Origin of the sequence: Martinezella lusitana (assembly GCF_010668395.1) — a bacterium.
Taxonomy (GTDB): Bacteria; Pseudomonadota; Alphaproteobacteria; order Rhizobiales; family Rhizobiaceae; genus Rhizobium; species Rhizobium lusitanum_A.
Window position 1 is genome coordinate 460,022 of the sequence record NZ_WUEY01000003.1, and the last position, 19,551, is coordinate 479,572.

General features: G+C 60.4%; 20 protein-coding genes. 11 read left to right on the plus strand and 9 right to left on the minus strand.

All coding sequences use genetic code 11. The annotated features are described in order from the left end of the window. Positions 1-24: 24 nt before the first annotated feature. The 7 genes from pstB to GR212_RS09160 all read right to left on the minus strand — a co-directional run bounded on the left by pstB (position 25) and on the right by GR212_RS09160 (position 6,437). Positions 25-861, minus strand: a complete 837-nt coding sequence (pstB, locus tag GR212_RS09130; protein ID WP_163986157.1) for a phosphate ABC transporter ATP-binding protein PstB — start codon at positions 859-861, stop codon at positions 25-27. A gap of 29 nt (positions 862-890) precedes the next feature. After that, on the minus strand, positions 891-1,742 hold the full coding sequence (gene pstA, locus GR212_RS09135) for a phosphate ABC transporter permease PstA (RefSeq protein ID WP_163986158.1): 852 nt from the start codon (positions 1,740-1,742) through the stop codon (positions 891-893). Between the two features lie 11 nt (positions 1,743-1,753). Next, a complete protein-coding gene (gene pstC / locus GR212_RS09140) occupies positions 1,754-2,725 on the minus strand; it encodes a phosphate ABC transporter permease subunit PstC (protein WP_163986159.1) in 972 nt (323 codons plus the stop codon). Between the two features lie 75 nt (positions 2,726-2,800). Then, positions 2,801-3,826, minus strand: a complete 1,026-nt coding sequence (pstS, locus tag GR212_RS09145; RefSeq protein WP_163986160.1) for a phosphate ABC transporter substrate-binding protein PstS — start codon at positions 3,824-3,826, stop codon at positions 2,801-2,803. Between the two features lie 260 nt (positions 3,827-4,086). Continuing rightward, complete coding sequence (locus GR212_RS09150) at positions 4,087-4,431, minus strand: cupin domain-containing protein (protein WP_163986161.1); 345 nt, start codon at positions 4,429-4,431, stop codon at positions 4,087-4,089. 143 nt (positions 4,432-4,574) lie between these two features. After that, positions 4,575-5,858 (minus strand): O-acetylhomoserine aminocarboxypropyltransferase, encoded by a 1,284-nt coding sequence (locus GR212_RS09155; RefSeq protein ID WP_163986162.1) that lies wholly within the window; start codon positions 5,856-5,858, stop codon positions 4,575-4,577. A 150-nt stretch (positions 5,859-6,008) separates the two neighbouring features. Next, positions 6,009-6,437 (minus strand): CoA-binding protein, encoded by a 429-nt coding sequence (locus tag GR212_RS09160; protein WP_163986163.1) that lies wholly within the window; start codon positions 6,435-6,437, stop codon positions 6,009-6,011. A 111-nt stretch (positions 6,438-6,548) separates the two neighbouring features. Between GR212_RS09160 and GR212_RS09165 the strand changes: the two genes are divergently transcribed. From GR212_RS09165 to GR212_RS09205, 9 genes are all read left to right on the plus strand, one after another. Then, positions 6,549-6,875 carry a hypothetical protein gene (locus GR212_RS09165; protein WP_163986164.1) on the plus strand — a complete coding sequence of 109 codons (327 nt, stop codon included), beginning with the start codon at positions 6,549-6,551 and terminating at the stop codon, positions 6,873-6,875. Between the two features lie 846 nt (positions 6,876-7,721). Beyond that, on the plus strand, positions 7,722-8,558 hold the full coding sequence (locus GR212_RS09170) for an EamA family transporter (RefSeq protein ID WP_163986165.1): 837 nt from the start codon (positions 7,722-7,724) through the stop codon (positions 8,556-8,558). Between the two features lie 235 nt (positions 8,559-8,793). Then, positions 8,794-9,258, plus strand: a complete 465-nt coding sequence (rplM, locus tag GR212_RS09175; RefSeq protein WP_068385834.1) for a 50S ribosomal protein L13 — start codon at positions 8,794-8,796, stop codon at positions 9,256-9,258. Between the two features lie 2 nt (positions 9,259-9,260). Beyond that, the gene (gene rpsI / locus GR212_RS09180; RefSeq protein WP_163986166.1) at positions 9,261-9,728 is read left to right on the plus strand and encodes a 30S ribosomal protein S9; all 468 of its coding nucleotides are present in this window, start codon (positions 9,261-9,263) and stop codon (positions 9,726-9,728) included. A gap of 141 nt (positions 9,729-9,869) precedes the next feature. Continuing rightward, positions 9,870-10,133, plus strand: a complete 264-nt coding sequence (locus GR212_RS09185; protein WP_163985749.1) for a hypothetical protein — start codon at positions 9,870-9,872, stop codon at positions 10,131-10,133. 66 nt (positions 10,134-10,199) lie between these two features. Further along, a complete protein-coding gene (locus GR212_RS09190) occupies positions 10,200-10,577 on the plus strand; it encodes an antibiotic biosynthesis monooxygenase family protein (protein WP_163986167.1) in 378 nt (125 codons plus the stop codon). After that, positions 10,558-11,511 carry an agmatinase gene (speB, locus tag GR212_RS09195; protein WP_163986168.1) on the plus strand — a complete coding sequence of 318 codons (954 nt, stop codon included), beginning with the start codon at positions 10,558-10,560 and terminating at the stop codon, positions 11,509-11,511. Before GR212_RS09190 ends, speB begins: the two co-directional genes overlap by 20 nt. Before the next feature lie 137 nt (positions 11,512-11,648). Beyond that, entirely contained in the window at positions 11,649-12,581 is a 933-nt protein-coding gene (gene argC, locus GR212_RS09200; protein ID WP_163986169.1) for an N-acetyl-gamma-glutamyl-phosphate reductase, read from the plus strand. Positions 12,582-13,004: 423 nt separating this feature from the next. Continuing rightward, entirely contained in the window at positions 13,005-14,321 is a 1,317-nt protein-coding gene (locus GR212_RS09205) for a DUF2778 domain-containing protein (protein ID WP_163986170.1), read from the plus strand. A gap of 28 nt (positions 14,322-14,349) precedes the next feature. On the opposite strand, the gene GR212_RS09210 is transcribed toward GR212_RS09205, so the two are convergent. Next, positions 14,350-15,453: a COX15/CtaA family protein gene (locus GR212_RS09210; RefSeq protein WP_163986171.1), complete on the minus strand. Its 1,104-nt coding sequence runs from the start codon at positions 15,451-15,453 to the stop codon at positions 14,350-14,352. A gap of 113 nt (positions 15,454-15,566) precedes the next feature. Between GR212_RS09210 and GR212_RS09215 the strand changes: the two genes are divergently transcribed. Both GR212_RS09215 and GR212_RS09220 read left to right on the plus strand, forming a co-directional pair. After that, a complete protein-coding gene (locus tag GR212_RS09215; RefSeq protein WP_163986172.1) occupies positions 15,567-15,776 on the plus strand; it encodes a DUF2842 domain-containing protein in 210 nt (69 codons plus the stop codon). A 133-nt stretch (positions 15,777-15,909) separates the two neighbouring features. Then, positions 15,910-17,169, plus strand: coding sequence for a GNAT family N-acetyltransferase (locus GR212_RS09220; RefSeq protein ID WP_163986173.1), 1,260 nt, complete (start codon positions 15,910-15,912; stop codon positions 17,167-17,169). Here GR212_RS09220 and GR212_RS09225 read toward each other — a convergent pair whose 3' ends face one another. Next, positions 17,170-19,392 (minus strand): exopolysaccharide transport family protein, encoded by a 2,223-nt coding sequence (locus GR212_RS09225; RefSeq protein WP_163986174.1) that lies wholly within the window; start codon positions 19,390-19,392, stop codon positions 17,170-17,172. Between the last annotated feature and the right edge of the window lie 159 nt (positions 19,393-19,551).

Genomic DNA, 19,551 nt, shown 5'->3' on the forward strand with positions numbered 1-19,551 from the left:
GCTCGAAAACGAAGCCGTGGCAAATCAGCCGTAACGGCCGGTGATGTAGTCTTCCGTGCGCTTGACCTTCGGCGCCTGGAAGATCTGCTCGGTCGCGCCGTATTCGATCAGCTCGCCAAGATACATGAAGGCGGTGCTATCGGAGATACGGCTGGCCTGCTGCATGTTGTGCGTCACGATGACGATGGTGAACTCGCCCTTCAACTGCGAAACCAGTTCCTCGATCTTGGCGGTCGAGATCGGGTCGAGAGCGGAGGTCGGCTCGTCGAGAAGCAGCACGGACGGCTTGACCGCTATGGCGCGGGCGATACAGAGACGCTGCTGCTGGCCGCCGGAAAGGCCAAGTCCGCTCTGGTGCAGCTTTTCCTTCACTTCGCTCCACAGCGCCGTTTCCGTCAGCGCCGCTTCGACGCGGACGTCCATTTCGGCCTTGGAAATCTTCTCGTAGAGCCGGATGCCGAAAGCGACGTTTTCATAGATCGACATCGGGAACGGCGTGGGCTTCTGGAACACCATGCCGACCTTGGCGCGCAGATCGTTCAGATCGACGTCCTTGGTGAGAATATTGCGCCCATCGAGCAGGATCTCGCCCCCTACCGTCTGGCCCGGGTAGAGATCGTACATGCGGTTGAAGGTGCGCAGCAGCGTGGACTTGCCGCAACCCGAGGGGCCGATGAAGGCGGTGACCGCATTCTTGCGGATGTTCATGTTCACACCCTTCAGAACGCGATGGCCGTTCTGATAGGTGAAGTCGAGGTTCTTCACCTCGAGCTTCGCGAGCGCGCCGAGATCCGACGGGGAAACGGCGTCCTTCCCCGATTGGGTGTTGACGCTCTGGAAATTGTTGTCGCTCATGTTCATGGTCTCATTCCTATCGTTCGGCAGCTGCGTCACTGGCGGCGCCCACTCAAGACACGGGCAAGAATGTTGAGGGCAAGGATGGCGACGGTGACGATCAGCGCGCCGGCCCAGGCCAACTGTTTCAGATCCTCGCCTGGATCGGCGGCAAGCGTGTTGATGGCAACTGGCAGCGTGGCCATCGGACCGGTCAGACCCAGATTGGTGAATTTACTATAACCAGCGGTAAAGAGAAGAGGCGCGGTTTCGCCGCTGATACGGGCAACGGCAAGCAGGATGCCGGTGAGGATACCCGTCCAGGCGGAACGATAGATCACCATCGTCATGGACTTCCAGCGCGGCGCGCCAAGCGCGGCAGTCGCCTCGCGCAGCGCATTCGGCACCAGCAACAGCATGTCCTGCGTCGTGCGGTTGACGACCGGAAGCGCGATCAGCGCCAGTGCGAGGATGCCGGCGATCGCTGAGCTACCGTGCATGGGCACGACCACGGCGCCATAGACGAATACGCCGATGATGATCGAGGGTGCGGATAGCAGGATGTCGTTGATGAACTTGGCAGCCTCGGCAAGCTTGGTGCCGTTGGCATATTCCACCAGATAGGTACCCGCGAGAATGCCGATCGGCGCAGCGATCAGGATGGCGATCCCCGTAATCACCAGGGTACCGTAGATTGCGTTGATAAGGCCGCCGCGCGAGCCCTGAGCCGGGATCGACATGGTGAAGACGTCGAGGCTGAGCGCCGATACGCCACGATACAGCAGGGTCACAAGGATCACGCTGAGAAAGAATATGCCGAGGGCGGCCGCGAAGAAGCACAAGGCCATCATCACCCGGTTCTTCCCATAACGCCTCGACACGAGGTTCTGACGAATTGCATTTTCCATGGGTTTTTTCCTCAATGCGCGTCGCCGCGGCCGATCATCCATCTCGCCAGCGCAAGCACGCAGAAGGAAAGGACGAACAGGAGCAAGCCGAGCGCAATCAGGCTCGACAATTGCAGACCGTCGGCATCGCCGAAATTGTTCGCGATCTGGGCGGAAATGGTGGTGGACGGCGAGATGATCGACGACTGCAGGCGGCTGACCGAGCCGACGACGAAGGTGACGGCCATGGTTTCGCCCAGCGCGCGGCCAAGGCCGAGCATGACGCCGCCGACGAGACCGCGGCGCGTGTAGGGGATCAGGATGTTGCGAGCCACTTCCCATGTGGTCATGCCCATGCCGTAAGCGGATTCACGCAGCATCGGCGGCACGGTGCTGAACACGTCGCGCGCGATTGCGGTGATGAACGGCAGGATCATGACAGCCAGCACGAGGCTTGCGGTCAGCAGGCCGACGCCCGGCGCCGGCGGCTGGAACAGCAGGCCGATCAACGGCACCTGGCCGATCGTCATGATAAGGAAGGGCAGGATATAGCTCTGCATGATCGGCACGAGAATGAACAGACCGACGATGCCATAGATAATGGAGGGAACACCGGCCAGAAGCTCGATCGCCGTACTGATAGGGCGGCGCAGGCTGCCGGGGCAAAGTTCCGTGAGGAAGATGGCGATGCCGATGCCCATGGGAACGGCAATCAGCATGGCGATGAACGAACTCACCAACGTACCGACCATGGCAGGCACGGCGCCATAGATATCGGAGGGAGCGCTCCATCGCGTGCCCCAGAGGAACGAGAACCCGAAGGTCTCGAAAGTCGGCAGCGCATTGATGACAAGAGTCGCAAGGATTGCCAAAAGCAGAAGCACGACAAGAGCAGCCGAGCCAAGCGTCATGAAATAGAAAATCCGATCCTGTGTCCGGAATTTCCTGGTCGCGGCGGCCATATCCACTGCCTGGAAGCCAGCCGTCTGAGTCGCGTCAGCCATCGATTTCCCCTCATCCTGTGATGAAAGGCGGACAGGGCTTTACCCTGTCCGCCGCAACTTCTCACTCAGCACAAATTACTTCGCGCCGAAGTCCTTTTTCCAGGACTTTTCAACAATCGCAGCAACATCGTCCGGGATCGCGAGATAGGACAGGTCGGTGGCGTCCTTCTGACCCTTTTCGTAGGACCACTTGAAGAACTTCAGCGCTTCTTCGTTGAGAGCGGCGTCGACCGGCTTCTTGTAGAGCAGAACCCAGGTCGAAGCAGCAATCGGCCAGCTCTTGTCGCCCGGCTGATTGGTGATGATCAGGTTGAAGTTCTTGGCATGCGCCCAATCGGCGTTGGAAGCGGCAGCCTTGAAGGTGTCGAGGCTCGGCTCGATAACCTTGCCGGCAGCATTCTTCATCTTCGCGAAGCCGATATGGTTGGCGACGACGTAGGAGTATTCAACGTAGGAGATCGAACCAGCCGTCTGGTTGACGGTGGTGGAAACGCCTTCGGAGCCCTTGGCGCCGAAGCCGACCGGCCATTCAACAGCCGTGTCCGAACCAACCTTATCCTTCCACTCCGGCGAAACCTTCGACAGGTAGTTGGTGAAGTTGAAGGTCGTGCCCGAGCTGTCGGCGCGGTAGACAACGGAGATCGCGGTGGAAGGCAGCTTCACATCGGGGTTGAGAGCCTTGATGGCCGCATCGTCCCACTTGGCGATCTTGCCAAGGAAGATATCGGCCAGAACCTTGCCGTCGAGAACGAGTTCGCCCGGCTTTACGCCGTCGATGTTATAGGAAACGACGATACCGCCGGAGATCATCGGGAACTGGGCAATGCCGTTCTTCTCGAGATCAGCGTCGCTCATCGGCTTGTCCGAAGCGCCGAACACGATGGTCTTGTCGAGGAGCTGCTTGATGCCGGCGCCCGAACCGACCGACTGGTAGTTGACGACATTGTTCGTCGCAGCCTTGTAGCCTTCGGCCCACTTCGACAGAACCGGTGCGATGAAGCTCGAGCCGGCGCCCGAGACGTCGGCAGCCGAAGCCGAAACGGACATGGCCGCGATGAAGCCTGCGGTCAGGCAGAGCGAACGAAATTTCTGATTCAACATGATTGAACTCACTTCCCAGAGTGATGAAAGGATGGCGAGCAGAAGATCGGCGCGAGGCATCCAAGGTCATGAACCTCCCCACCACGATCTCCTGGCGACAAGGATGGCTCTAATGCCGCATTGTTTCAGTTTGATGACAGTTTAATGAAGCGGGAGTGACACAACCTGCGGCAAGCATGACGACCGTTGTGGAACCTCCTGAAAAGGCCGCTTCCGCCCGCATGGAGCCACGATCTTCATGTTTTGATTCAAGAGCGCCCTCAAAGGCGGATTACATAGTCCTTGCGAGTCGTTTCAACGACTTCCCAGCTTCCCTTGAAGCCCGGCTTCAGGATCATGCGGTCGCCCGCACGCAGGTGAAACGTCTCTCCGTCATCGGCGGTGACGATGGAATAACCCGAGAGGATGTGGAAGTACTCCCATTCGTCATAGGCGATCCTCCATTTTCCGGGCGTCGCCTCCCATATGCCGGCATAAACGCCGCCATCGGCCTCATCGAGGTTCCAGGTGCGGAAGGCCGGAGCGCCGGAAACCAGACGATCTGCGGCGGGCGATCCCGCTTCCGGCTCGATGCCGTCGATAGTCAACCGCAGATAGGTCGGCATATGAATCTCCCGTCGATCGCGCCTCGCATTCAACGCAAAAAGTCCGCGGTCGCCATTGGGCGGCCGCGGACGGACAAAAGCATGAAATGGCATGTCATCAAAGATGGCCGGCCGCCTTTTCCGGCGTTCGGCCCGGGCAATCCTCAAACTTTTGCCAGCGCCTGCTCCAGGTCGGCTATGATGTCCTTGACGTCCTCGATGCCGATGGACAGACGCACCACATCGGGACCGGCGCCGGCGGACACCTTCTGTTCGTCGGTCAGCTGCTTGTGCGTCGTCGAGGCGGGATGAATGACGAGCGAGCGCGTGTCGCCGATATTGGCAAGATGCGAGAAGAGCTCCAGCCCTTCCACCAGCCCCTTGCCCGCCTCGTAGCCACCCTTCAGCCCGAAGGTGAAGACAGACCCTGCCCCCTTCGGCGAATAGCGCTGCTGCAGGGCATGGTTCTGATCATCCTCCAGGCCGGAATAGTTGACCCAGGCCACCTTATCCTGCGCCTTCAGCCAGCGTGCGACGGCAATCGCATTGTCGGAATGGCGCTGCATACGCAGCGGCAGCGTTTCGATCCCCGTCAGGATCAAAAAGGCGTTGAACGGCGAGATGGCGGGACCAAGATCGCGCAGGCCGAGAACGCGGCAGGCGATGGCGAAGGCGAAATTACCAAAGGTCGCGTGCAGCACGACGCCGTTATATTCCGGCCGCGGCGCGGACAGCATGGGATAGTTGCCGGATGCCGACCAATCGAAGGTGCCGCCGTCGACAATGATGCCGCCCATGGAATTGCCGTGGCCGCCGAGGAACTTCGTCAGAGAGTGCACGACGATATCGGCGCCATGCTCCAGCGGCCGGATGAGATAGGGGCTGGCCATGGTGTTGTCGACGATCAGCGGCAGGCCGTGCTTGTGCGCAATGGCGGCGATCGCGGCGATATCGACGAAGGTGCCACCCGGATTGGCAAGGCTTTCGATGAAGATGGCGCGGGTACGGTCGTCGATCTGTCCCTCGAACGTGGAAAGATCAGCCGGATCGGCCCAACGGACCCGCCAGTCGAAATTCTTGAAGGACTGGCCGAACTGATTAACCGAGCCGCCGTAGAGCCGCTTGGCGGCAATGAAATTATCGCCCGGGCGCATGATGGTATGGAAGACGAGCAGTTGGGCTGCATGGCCCGAAGCGACCGCGAGCGCCGCGGTTCCGCCTTCCAGGGCAGCGACACGCTCCTCGAGCACGGCCTGCGTGGGGTTCATGATACGGGTATAGATATTGCCGAACTGCTGCAGTCCGAACAGGGCGGCGGCGTGATCCGCATCCTGGAATACGAAGGATGTCGTCTGGTAGATCGGCGTCGCACGGGCGCCTGTGGTTGGATCCGGCTGCGCGCCCGCATGGATCGCAAGCGTGTCGAAACCAGGATTGTTCGTTGGCATGATTTTCTCCTCCCGCCGATTCTGTTGTAGCGCGGCGATCATAGCGACCGGCCCGCGAAAGTTAACCGCGAACTTTGCAGCGCGTTTCGCCGGATGGAAAAAACTTGCCTTCTTTCAGCCATATCGCGCGATAAACGCGCGCCGCGCCGCTCAGGCAACCAGCCGCGGATATTCTATGGCCGGGCAGCGGTTCATGACGACCCTCACCCCTGCAGCTTCCGCCCTCGCCGCGGCAGCATCGTCGCGCACGCCGAGCTGGCCCCATATGACCGGCGGCCGCGGGTCGATCATGATGGTCTCCTCGACCACCGATCGCAGATATTCGGGCGCCCTGAAGACATCGACCATATCCACGGGCTCGGGGATGTCGGCCAGCCGGGCATAGACCCACTGCCCGAGAATTTCCTTGCCGGCCTGCCCGGGATTGATGGGAATGACGCGATATCCCCTGTTCAGGAGATAGGCCATCACGCCGTTGCTAGGACGGGCGGGATTGGGCGAGGCGCCGACGAGCGCGATGGTCCTTACGGACAAGAGGATATCGGCAATATAGGAATCATCATAACTGTCGTGGTTCATCACGAAGCCTCCCACCTCGATCACACTTGCGTTCTGCCGCAAATATGGAAACCGCAATCACGAACTCCACGTATATACAGTATTATAACAATTTCAGGGAGGATCACCCCGATGAAAAACATCGTCCTGCTGGGGCTGCTGATTGCATCGACTGCAACGCCCGCGCTCGCCATTTCCCGATATAATTCCATGTCCATGACCTGCGCCGAAGCGAAAGCCGTCATCAACCGCGAGCGCGCGGTCATCATGCGCTACCCGGCCAAGAGAACGCCGAACATGACGCTCTATGACCGTTATGTCGCCGATAGCAACGCATGCGATAACGGCTATTATGCCGAGCAGGATTATCTGCCCACGAAGGATCGGGCCTCCTGTCCGGTATACATATGCCGGCCGACGACCGATCTCGATGACGACGAGTTGATTTTCCGGCGCTGAACAGGATGCGCTACACTTGACAAATGCGGACGATTGAGATCGTCCAGCGCTACCGTTGATTGTTCCGGGCATGGCACGCCTTGAGATGGCGGCCGTGGAGATGAGCCGTGTACTGACGCGTAAGCGGCCCCTTCAAAGCACGTTCATGAACTTTATCGAAGCGACGGAATTGCGTTCTCGGGAAATGCAATCTTTGTTCTCTATTTATTCCCATGCAAATTAGAATGGCCTCATTAAAGGCCATTTGAAATGAGAACCGACTGCGAACGGCAAATATGTGCCGCTTCATACATCTCCCACAGAATAATTTCTACATTCGCGGACAGATATACGCGGCGATTCGCCCGATTTCGGCTCCTATACTTAAGGTGTTAATAATTTTTCGCCGTAACTTTTAGCGTCGCCGGGAAATGCGGACTGAAATATTTTTCAATACTTGCATATTTATACACTGCTTTTCGTGGACAAGCAAAGACTATGAGCGCGCGATGTCTTGATTTTACCCCATATGACACCCGACGGCGAGGCGCGGCTTTTCAGGTTCCGTGGCAGGCCGTGGTTTTTAAGTAAGAGATGCCTAACTCTACCATCGCGTTCACAGGACATGCGATGTTTGTTCGCGCTTCATACTCCAATAAATTAGTCATTTATGATATTCAACACGGGAAACCGGAACAGATCCAAAACGATACACTACCACCTCATCGGCCGCACAAAGCTGGACAGGCAAGCCTGCATAACCGGGGATATTTCGTTGCTTTTTGATGCATTGCGGCTCATATGGGAGCCAAACTCCCACAAAATGCCAAGCATCCGCATCTCGCCAGCCAATTTCCGAGGTTTTCCGTGTCTCTCGACGTTATCGCGCTCGTCCTTTTCGGCGCATTGCTGCATGCGACATGGAATGCGATCATCAAGGCTGGGACCGATAAATCGCTCGATGCCGCGCTCGTCTCGGCCGGCGGCGCGGTCGCTGCCCTCCCCTTGCTGCCGTTCCTGCCATTGCCGGCTTCCGCAGCCTGGCCGTTCATCGGCGCGTCGGCGATCCTGCAGTTCGCCTACTTCCAGCTCGTTGCAGCCGCCTATCGGGCCGGAGACATCGGGCTGGTCTATCCGCTGATGCGAGGCGTGGCGCCGCTCATCATCGTCTCCACCAGCAGCTTCATCCTCAAGGAAACGCTTTCGGGCGGCGCGCTGATCGGTACGATGACCATTTGCGCCGGCATATTGACGCTGGCCTTCGAGGCGCGAAAGGGCAGCCGCCGGGCGATCGTTCTGGCCCTTGCCAATGCGGTGGTGATTGCGACCTACACCTATGTCGACGGCATCGGCGCGCGCGAATCCGGCAATTCCATCTCCTATACGCTCTGGATGGCGCTCCTGCCGCCTGTCCTTCTGTTCGCCTGGGCGATCTCGCAGCGCGGCGTCAATGCCGTCGCAGCCCACGTCCGCTATAACTGGTGGCGCGGGCTTATCGGCGGTGGCGGCTCGATCGTCTCCTACGGGCTGGCTCTGTGGGCCATGACCAAGGCGCCGGTCGCGATGGTCGCCGCTCTTCGCGAAACGTCGATCCTTTTCGCGCTGGTCATATCCGTCGTCGTGCTGAAGGAGCGATCCAGCATCTGGCGCTATATTGCCGGCGGCATTATCGCCGCCGGAGTGCTGGTTTTGCGACTGGGGTGACGTCAAATGTGTGGTTTCGAAATACCACACACATAACACATTGATTTTCAATGATATTTTTTACAGCCGTCCAATGCGACGATATTGACCCAACCGCTCAATCACTTTATAAGCCGCCACAGATCGCAGCCTTTCCGGGCTGCTTTCTTTTTGGCGGGCGTCAAGCTGGCCAAATCAAGCAACAAGAAACGCCCAGGTGCCTTCGGGCCAAGGGTCCTAAAAGAGAGTATGCAACATGGCAACCTTCTCCCAGAAGCCTGCAGAGGTGGAGAAGAAGTGGATTCTCATCGACGCCGAAGGGCTCGTCGTTGGTCGTCTCGCTTCTATCATCGCAATGCGTCTGCGCGGCAAGCATAAGGCTACCTTTACGCCCCACGTCGACGACGGCGACAACGTCATCGTCATCAATGCCGACAAGGTCGTCCTCACCGGCAAGAAGTACGAAGACAAGGTTTACTACTGGCACACCGGTTATGCCGGTGGCATCAAGGAGCGCACCGCTCGTCAGATCATCGAAGGCCGCTTCCCGGAGCGCGTCGTCGAAAAGGCTGTCGAACGCATGGTTCCGCGCGGCCCGCTCGGCCGTCGCCAGATGAAGAACCTGCGCGTCTACGCCGGCTCGAACCATCCCCATGAAGCCCAGCAGCCGGTCGTCCTCGACGTCGCCAAGCTGAACAAGAAGAACGTAAGGAGCGCCTGATAATGGCTGATCTCTCTTCCCTGAAGGATCTCGGCACGGTATCGGAAGCAGCTGCTCCGGTTCACGTCCGCAAGGTCGATTCGCTCGGTCGCTCCTACGCGACCGGCAAGCGCAAGGACGCTGTCGCCCGCGTCTGGATCAAGGCCGGCTCCGGCAAGATCATCGTCAACGGCAAGGACTATACGGCCTATTTCGCCCGTCCGGTCCTGCAGATGGTTCTGCGTCAGCCGATCGTCGCTGCTGCTCGTGACGGCCAGTTCGACATCATCGCTACCGTTGCCGGCGGCGGTCTTTCCGGCCAGGCCGGTGCGGTTCGCCACGGTCTGTCCAAGGCGCTCACCTACTTCGAACCGGGCCTGCGCTCGGTCCTGAAGAAGGGCGGCTTCCTGACCCGCGACAGCCGCGTCGTCGAACGCAAGAAGTACGGCCGTGCGAAGGCACGTCGTTCCTTCCAGTTCTCCAAGCGTTAATCGCTTATCCGAGACGGGATTTTGGAAAGGCCGGGTTTTACCCGGCCTTTTTCTTTTGCGGCCTCTGAAAAAGATGCAGATCCGCCGAGGCAAGCGCCGTGTTTTGTGGCAGAGTGCCGCCACAAGCATCGGGAGAGTTCAATGGGTCGATTCATCTTTTCGCTTCTGCTCTTGATTGGCAGCGTCTCGCCGGCTCTTTGCGACGACACCCAGCAGCCCGCGCCCACCGAAAACGCAGCCGAGATGCAGAGCATGAAGGATTTCCTGCAGGCGAACCCCGATTGCCGCCAGTTTACCGACAGCTGCTCCTACTGTGTCGTCACCGAGGGGAGCGCCGAATGCTCGACACCGCAGATCGCCTGCGTCAAAAAAGCATATCAATGCACGGCCAGATCGGGCCAATAATCACCAAACGCTAATTATTTGCGATTCTACCGAGTCACAATTCCACTCGCTTTCCCGAGGCCCACCATGAGCACGAACACAGCATCCCGCTTTGCAGCCACCCCCGAGCCGCCCTACGTCCTCGTCTCCTTCGCGTCGATCCGAACGAAAGGCGACAATGGCTATGACGCCATGAGCGAACGCATGGAAACGCTGGCACTGGCGCAGGAGGGCTGTCTTGGCGTCGAGAGCGCAAGAGATGCCGAGGGTTTCGGCATCACCAATTCCTTCTGGCGGGACGAGGACAGCGTCCGCGGCTGGAAGAACGTCGTTGCGCATCTTGCCGCCCAGAAAATCGGCCGCGAGCGCTGGTACGAGCAATATAAGGTTCGCGTGGCGCGGGTAGAACGGGCCTATGATTTCCAGGCAAGCACAGGAGATGACCTTGCCGAGCACGTCGATTGACCATGCCTTCACCGCCGGCAGCCTGACCTCGGCGGCCGGCGACCCGACCTTCGCAGGCGCCCTCTCCTTCATGCGCCGCCGCTTTACGAAATCGCTGGAGGGCGCGGACGCCGTGGTGTGGGGCATTCCCTTCGATGCCGCGACCTCCAACCGCCCGGGAACGCGCTTCGGGCCGCAGGCCATCCGCCGCGCTTCGGCCATCTTCGACAACGATCCGCAATATCCCTTCAACCGCGATCTCTTTGCCGGGATGGCCGTCATCGACTACGGCGACTGCCTGCTCGACTACGGCAACCATCAGGAGACGCCTGCCGCGATCGAGCGACAGGCAACAGCGCTCCTCGACAGCGGTGCCTTCCTGCTGACGCTCGGCGGCGATCATTTCATTACGTGGCCGCTATTAAAGGCTCATGCCGCCCGGCATGGCCCGCTGGCCCTTGTGCAGTTCGACGCCCATCAGGATACCTGGTTCGACGACGGCAAGCGTATCGACCACGGTTCCTTCGTCGCCCGCGCCGTGCGCGATGGGCTGATCGACGCGGATCGCTCCATCCAGATCGGCATCCGCACGCATGCGCCGGAGGATTTCGGCATACAGATTCTCTATGGCCATCAGATCGAGGAGATGAGCGCAGGCGATATCGCTTCGACGATCGTCTCCCACACCAAGGGCGCCCCCACCTACCTGACCTTCGACATCGATTGCCTCGATCCCGCCCATGCGCCGGGCACGGGAACGCCGGTGGCGGGCGGCCCCTCCAGCGCCAAGATCCTCTCGGTGCTGCAGCGACTGCACCAGCTTGACATCCGGGGCGCCGACGTCGTCGAAGTCTCCCCCGCCTACGACCATGCCGACATCACCGCCATTGCAGGGGCGACCGTGGCGATGTATATGCTCGGTCTTCACGCCGAACGACGTGAGAGCGGTCGCTGAGACACGATTTCGGGACATGCGCGGCGGTTTTCGAAGACCGTCCTGCTGCTTCCGTAGCGGCTGTTATGAAATTGAATCAACTGCATGGCAAACTGAATCCGGAAACACTGTCAACCTATTGAAAGAGCAGGAATAAGATGGCACCGAAGATCTTCATCGATGGCGAACACGGAACCACGGGCTTGCAGATCCGCACGCGCATGGCCGACCGCCGCGATGTCGAGCTTCTGTCCATCCCGGAAGCGGAGCGGCGCAACGCCGCCATCCGCGAGGATATGCTGAACAGCGCTGATATCGCCATTCTCTGCCTGCCCGACGATGCGTCGAAGGAAGCGGTGAAGATGGTGGCGGCCAACAACAACGTTCGCATCATCGACACCTCGACGGCCTTCCGCATCCATCCCGACTGGGCCTACGGCTTTGCCGAAATGGACAGGGAACAGGGCAACCGGATCAGGGGCTCGCGTTTCGTCGCCAATCCGGGCTGCTATCCCACGGGCGCGATCGGCCTCATCCGGCCGCTACGCGCCGCCGGCATCCTTCCGGCGGGCTATCCCGTCACGGTCAATGCCGTTTCCGGCTATACCGGCGGCGGCAAGCAGATGATCGCGCAGATGGAAAACCCGGATCATCCGGATGCGATCAGCGCACCGCATTTCCTTTACGGGCTGCCGCTTACCCACAAGCATGTGCCCGAGATGACGACACACGGCCTGCTCGACCGTGCCCCTATCTTCTCGCCCTCCGTCGGACGCTTCCCGCAGGGCATGATCGTGCAGGTGCCGTTGCATCTCGACGATCTGGCGGAAGGCGCGACGCTCGAAAGCATTCATGCCGCTCTTTCCGAGCACTATGCCGGCCAGGACATCGTTCAGGTCATCCCGATTGAGGAAAGCCGCTCCCTGCCCCGCATCAATGCCGTCGAGCTCGCCGGCAAGGATACGATGAAGCTGTTCGTCTTCGGCACACCGGGCGCCGCTCAGGTCAATCTGGTCGCGCTGCTCGACAATCTCGGCAAGGGCGCATCGGGCGCCGCCGTACAGAACATGGATCTGATGCTGAGCGCCTAAATCGCCCGGCGCGAACGGAAGCCTTATCGCCCGGCCCGGTCATCCACAGAGGATAGACCGGGCCGGGCTTTTTCGTGCCATTGACGGAATTTCGTGATTTCGAGACCGTCTTCGGCCTTATTTCCGCCTTCCCGCTAAATTAGCTGGCACTACACGGAAATTTGATTGACCGTGAGCCTCCGCGACCAATTGTCGGCCGGATTTGCTCTTTAACGGCTTCACTGGCCCGGGCGAATAGCCTCACAGAGGCACCCATTTTTTCAATGAATATCCAAGAATGAGCCATCGTAAAGGAATTGGTTACCATAATTCGGCATGCTTCCAGACAGTCGGCAAGGTGTTGGCCGGACGCGGTTTCAGCGTCGAGGCGCGTGTGCATTTGTGAGCCGGCGCAGTGTCTGTGTAGTTTGGATAACGAGTATCATGGCGTTTGTGACCGAAACGTTCGGTAACTTCAGTTCGCGTTCTGGCTATGCCTCGCGATCGAAAAAATCCCTCAGCATTCGTCCCGGCACCTTGGCCACCGGCGTCGCCGTGGCGGCCTTCGCCTGGGTTACGGCGACGCTGATCACGACGCAGTCGATGGTGCTGTCGCTTCCCGGCGCGGCGACATCGGACGACAACTTCCTCACGCCGCGCGCATCCGCCTTCATCGTACCGCAAACCCATATGGCGCATTCCACCCGTTACGCCTCCCACACCACCTCGCTGAACGGCCAGAGCCGCTTCGGCAGCGCCGCCGCGACCGACAGGGAACTTCAAGCGAAAGCCACCGGCGCGGATGCGGTTCGCCTGCAACTGGCGAACGCGCTCGCGCAGCAGACTACCGACATGCAGCAGGCACAGAACGCAGCCGCGAGCATCAAGAGCGGCCGCGTCGAAATGGCCGCCGCGTCGCCGGAGACGATCGACCATCTGCGCAAGGTGATCGCCATAAACTTCGCCACTGCGGTCCAACAGCTGAACCAGGTCAAGTATACCGCCGCCCTCATGCCGGCTGCCGGCCCCGTCAAGACGACCGCGCAGCCGGCTGCGGTTGCCTCGGCAGCGCCCGAGGTGAGCCTGCCCGCTATCGCGGAAGCAAAGCCTCTGCCCGCCAAGGATGCCGACATCGCGGTGGCCGAAGCCGTGCTCAACGTCATTCCCGTGGCCCGCCCTGCCCGCGAAACACCTGTGCAGCGCGCCAACGCCACGAGCGCTATCGCCAGGGCGACCGCCAGTGACACGACCGCGCAGCCGCCGTCACGCCTCATGGCCTATGCCGATCCGGACGACAGCTCCGTCCGCAAGACGAAGCCTTTTATCAATCCCTTTGCGGCGATCAGCCCCGGCGAAGGCACGGCGATCTACGACATCGAGGCGAAGACGGTTTATCTTCCGAGCGGCGAGCGCCTCGAGGCCCATTCCGGCCTCGGCCAGATGCGTGACAATCCCCGCTATGTCGACCGCAAGAACACCGGCCCGACACCGCCTGAGACTTATAGCCTGACATACAGGGAAAGCCTGTTCCATGGTGTGCAGGCGCTGCGCCTGACACCCTCAAATGGCGCCCGCATCTATGGCCGCAACGGCTTGCTGGCTCACACCTACATGCTCAGAGGCGGCCGTGGCGAATCGAATGGCTGCGTGGTCTTTAAGGACTACAACCGCTTCCTCGCGGCCTTTAAGCGCGGTGAAATAAAGCGGCTGAAGGTCGTCACGCGCGTATCGTCGGCGGCGAGCGTCGCCTCATCGCGCTAGGAGAAGCGAGACTGAGGCGCTGCGCGCCTCAGTCTCCCACAACGATCGACGTCTGGCGCGGCAACTCTCCATAGAAACCGCGCCAATTGGCAATTGCAAAGCCGAAGACGATCAGGGCGCCGGCCTGATGCGCCAGGGCCAGATCAAGCGGCACATGCAGCAGCAATGTCGAAATGCCCAGGATCGCCTGTATCAGCACAAGCATGAACAGCACGACGGACCGGCGCGCATGCGTCGTTTGCGGAGCGGCGCGCAGCGAGACGACCATGTTGATGGCGACGACGACGAAGATCGCATAGGCGCCGAGGCGGTGGACGAACTGGACCGTCTTCGGATTCTCGAAGAAATTGATCCAGGCCGGCGACTGTATAAAAAGATCGCTCGGAACGACGGCGCCATCCATCAGCGGCCAGGTGTTGTAGGAGAGGCCCGCGTCCAGGCCGGCGACGAGCGCGCCGAGATAGATCTGGAACAGCGCCATGAAGGCGATGAGACCGGCGACCTTCGCCGAATGGCGCGTCGGCGGCGGTTCGTTCGAATGCGGCGACAGGGCGCGCATGAACCACATGCAGGCGGCAAAGATCAGACAGGCCGTCACGAGATGCGTGGCAAGACGATATTGGCTGACATCGGTGCGGGCTTCAAGGCCCGACGAGACCATCCACCAGCCGATCGCTCCCTGAAGGCCGCCAAGCACGAAAATGCCGGCCAGCGGCAACCAGAGCTTCCGCTCGACGCGGCCTGTGAGGACGAAGAACAGCAGCGGCAGGCCGAAGATGATGCCGATGGTGCGCGCAAGCAGACGATGCGCCCACTCCCACCAGAATATGCCCTTGAACTCCTCGACGGTCATATCCTTGTTCAGCAGCTGAAATTGCGGAATGCGCTTGTAGAGGTTGAACTCCTCGTCCCATTCCTGGGCATTCAGCGGCGGGATGACGCCGTGGATCGGCTGCCATTGCGTGATCGACAGGCCGGAATTGGTAAGGCGCGTCGCCCCGCCCACCAGCACGAGGCCGAAGAGCACCAGCAGCACGCAGGCAAGCCAGATGCGGATGGCGCGACGATTGCGGTCCTGGCGAGCCACTTCCTTCAAAATCGCCTGCTCGGTCGTAAAATTAGTGGCAGCCATGGCTTCTCCCTTCGATCAGGCTGTTGATTTGCCTGATAGGGGCGTGCAAAACAAGTCCCGGGAGTTTGCGGCATGCCGTCGCGGCATGCTGTCGTAATGAGGAGAAAAACCCCGTGCCCCTTCGCCTGCGCAAATTCATAGGCATGATCCTGCTCGTGCTGTTGGTTGCAATCTATGCGATCGTTGCCATGATCGTTGCAGTGCGGACGCTTGCAGATCAACCCGGCTGGGTTCATTTCCTCTACTTCCTTTTCAGCGGCGTCGTCTGGGTGCTGCCGGCGATGGGCATCATCAAGTGGATGGCCGGACCGCGCCCGCAATGATGCGCACTGTCACAATTTACACAAGGCTAACCCTGATCCGCGCCATATTGGGTGCGATTGTCCCATCTTAAGCCAAAAATAAGCCGTTGCCCGACAGACTGCATTCGAACGCCGCCGGAGCGGAGAAGATCGGATGCAGACCCAGACGCGAGATATCGCCGGTATCGCCGCCGCAGCGACGGCGGATGAACCGACTGCATCCAACCGGGTGCGGCCTGCCGCCGCCGACCAGTTGCGGATCGACATCTTCGACAGCATGATCCCGCTCGAAGCGGAATGGCGTGAACTGGAGCAAGACAACCTCGCTTCGGTACACCAGAGCTATGACTGGTGTACGGCCTGGGTGGAGAGCTTCCGATACCCTCTCGCGATCCTTCGCGGCTCGATTGGCGATCGCATCGCCTTCATCCTGCCGCTGGAGATCATCCGCAGTCGCGGAATACGGCGGGCCGAGTTTATCGGCGCCCGCCACAGCAACATCAACACAGGCTTGTTTTCAGCCGAATTTCTGGCGAACGAGGAACTTGCGCCGGCCCTGACGACGGCCATCGCAACGGCATTGCGCGGCAAGGCAGATCTCGCGATCTTGCGCAACGTGCCTCTCGAATGGCGCGGTCGACGCAGCCCGCTTGCATCTTTGCCGGCCGTCGAAAACCAGAACCACGCCTTCCAGCTGCCCTTCCTCGACAGTTTTGAAGCGAGCCTGAAGCAGGTGAACGCCAAGCGGCGGCGCAAGAAGTTCAAGCATCAGAGCAGAATCCTCGAAGCCACGGGCGGCTACGAGTACATGATTGCCGATCCGGATCAGCAGGACGCCCTTCTCGACCTCTTCTTTCACCAGAAGGCAGTCCGCTTCCGGGAGGCCAGCCTGCCGGACGTCTTCGACGATGTCCCGACCCAAGCCACGTTTCACCGACTGCTGCGGCGAAATGCGGAGGGTGGCTTCGACGCGACGCTGCAGATGCATGCGCTCCGCCTCAAGGGAGAGCACGAAGGGCATATTGCTGCGGTTGCGGCGCTGTCCCGCAAGGGAGATCACGTCATATGCCAGTTTGCCTCAATCGACGAGGCTCTGGTCGCGGAGGCAAGCCCCGGCGAATTTCTATTCTGGTTGATGATCGAGCGGCTGCACCGCGAAGGCGTCGCCCTCTTCGATTTCGGCATCGGCGACCAGACCTACAAGCGATCCTGGTGTCCCGTGGAAACCGTGCAACACGATCTGCTCCTGCCGATTTCGAGCATGGGTCGCATGGCTGCGATGGCACAAAGGGGAATTACGCACACAAAGACGGCGATCAAGTCCAATCGCAAGCTCTATGCGTTCATCCAGCGGCTGCGAGCACGGCGCGGAACCGGCGCCGTCGCAGCAGGGAGCGATGGCGAAGGGGATTAATCAGGCTGCATCCCGGCGCGCATCCGGATCATGCTTTTCGCGCCAGCCGGACATCAGAATGATGTGTTCGTAGCCGGCCTTCTGGAATTCCGTCATCGCGGCGATAAACTGGCCTTCTTCGGGCTCCGGCATGGAAAGGATGATTTCCGTATCCTTGCTGCGCGTCAGCCGCGCGACGCCGGAGACCTCTGCCGCACCACATTCGACGAGAACGATGTCATAGGCCGAGCCGAGCGCATCGAGAATCAGCGACAGGCGATCCGCGCCGCGCATGGCGCGGGCAAGGTCGCTCGTGCCCTGCGGTACGAGATGGGCATCCGACAGGCGATCCGGATGGATCGTGTCGCCAAAGGCGGCCTCGCCACATAGCAAGTCGGTCACGCCGGCAAGCTCGTCGTGTTCGGCCATCAACCTCGAGGGGCATCCGGTGCCGGTCATGTCCACCAGCACGATACGGCTTCCCGCATCGGCGATGGTGCGCGCCAGCATGACCGTTGCCGTAGAACCATTGTCACCGGTCGGCGATATGGCGATAGCCAGCCGCGAGCCGCTGTCGATCAGATAATCGGCAACGGATTGAATGGAGAAATCCTCTTCTTCCTCCTCCGCATGAACCGCGTCCTCGGACTCATGTTCGTGTTCGAGCGCGGCATCCGCCACATGAACCGGAACCTCGTCCGCCGGAATCGAGAGCGCGCTTGCGGGCGCCTCGACGGTGCCGGCCGCGACCGCTGCCAAGGTGGGCGCCGGCTCGAAGTCGGGTTGCCGGCGCTCGGGCGTTTCCACCAGCGCGGTCTCTTCCTCCTTGCGGACAGGACCGACGGGCCGCAAGGCGCGGCCGCTGAACAACTCCGCGAGCATGATGACGATGGCTGTCAGGATAAAGGTCGCCAGCGTTGCGACGACGACGATAGGGCCGACTTTCGGGAAGGACGGATCGACCGGCTCGACCGCCGTGGAAACCACGCGCGCATCGGCGGGGCTGGAATTCTTGTCCGCGCGCGAGGCTGCCTCGCGATAACGGGCAAGATAGGTTTCAAGCAGCTGCCGCTCGGCGGTGGCTTCACGCTCCAGGGCATTGAGGCCGACTTCGTCTTCCCCTGCCCGGGCGCTGTCGGCTTTCAAGGTATTCGACTGCGCCACGAGCTGCTGCTCGCGCAGCTGCGCGACATTGGCTTCGTTCTCGATGCTTGCCAGGATCCTCTGCGTCTCGCGATTGATCTGCTGGCGGATGTCGACGAGCTGCGCCCGCAGGCTCTTCAACCGCGGATGCCCTTCCATCAGTGTCGTGGACAGATCCGAGATCTGCGACTCCAGGCCGGACTCCGTCGCCTTCAGCCGCTGGATGGTCTGCGACCCGGAGACATCGGTCAGGGTGTCGGTGGAACGGCCGCTGGACAGCGCGCTGCGCACCGCCTGCGCCCTTGCGTCGGCATTCGCCTTGTCTCCACGCACCTGCGCGAGCTGCGCGGAGATATCGGCAAGCTGCTGCGTGGCGAAATTGCTGTTCTGGCTGGTCTGGAGCAGCCCGTTGGCGGACCGATAATCCGCGACCTTCTTTTCGGCTTCGCTGACCTTGTCGCGCAGCTTGGCGATCTCCGGCTCGAGCCAACGTGTCGCCTCGCTGTTGGAATCGAGCTTGGCGCCGCTCTGCATCGACAGGTAGACCTGCGCCATCGCATTCGGAACGCTGGCGGCAAGATCGGGATCGCGGGAGGTAAAGCTTATGCCGATCACGCGCGAACTGTTGATCTGGTAAACCTGCAGCCGGCCATTGAAGGCGTCCAGCATCCGCTCCTCCGGCGCCTTGTCGGCGGCTGCGTGCTTCAGATGCAGCTTGACGAGAATATCGGAGAGCGCCGAGCCGTTGTTGCCGGGCGCAAATTCCGGGCGGTCATAAAGCTTGAGATTGGTAATGACCTGCTTCACCAGATCCGCCGACTGGAGAATCTGCACCTGGCTGGCAATATTGAGCTCGTCCAGCAGCGGACCGGAACTGGAGTCGTTGTTGGATGTCGTCGTCGCGAAGGCAGGTGCGCGCTGCTCGATCAGGATACGAGCTTCGCTGCGGTATTCCGGCGAAACGACCTTGGCGATGACAAGTGCCGCGCAGGCGCCCGCCAGCGTGATGGCAACGACACGCACACGCCGCTTCCACACGGCGCGGAAGAGCTGTGCGAGATCGATGTCCACATCCTGCTGGGTGTTGTTGACACCGGACATATGCAAGAACTCCGTAATAGAAAGCCAAAATTAATCGTAAACGACTATGGTAACCCAAGCGTTAATAGTATTTCGCTCGCGTTATTTTTGGCATTGCTAAATTTTTCCCGAATTCCCCCTGCTCTTTACCGACCGTTAACCCTAACGGATTGATAACGA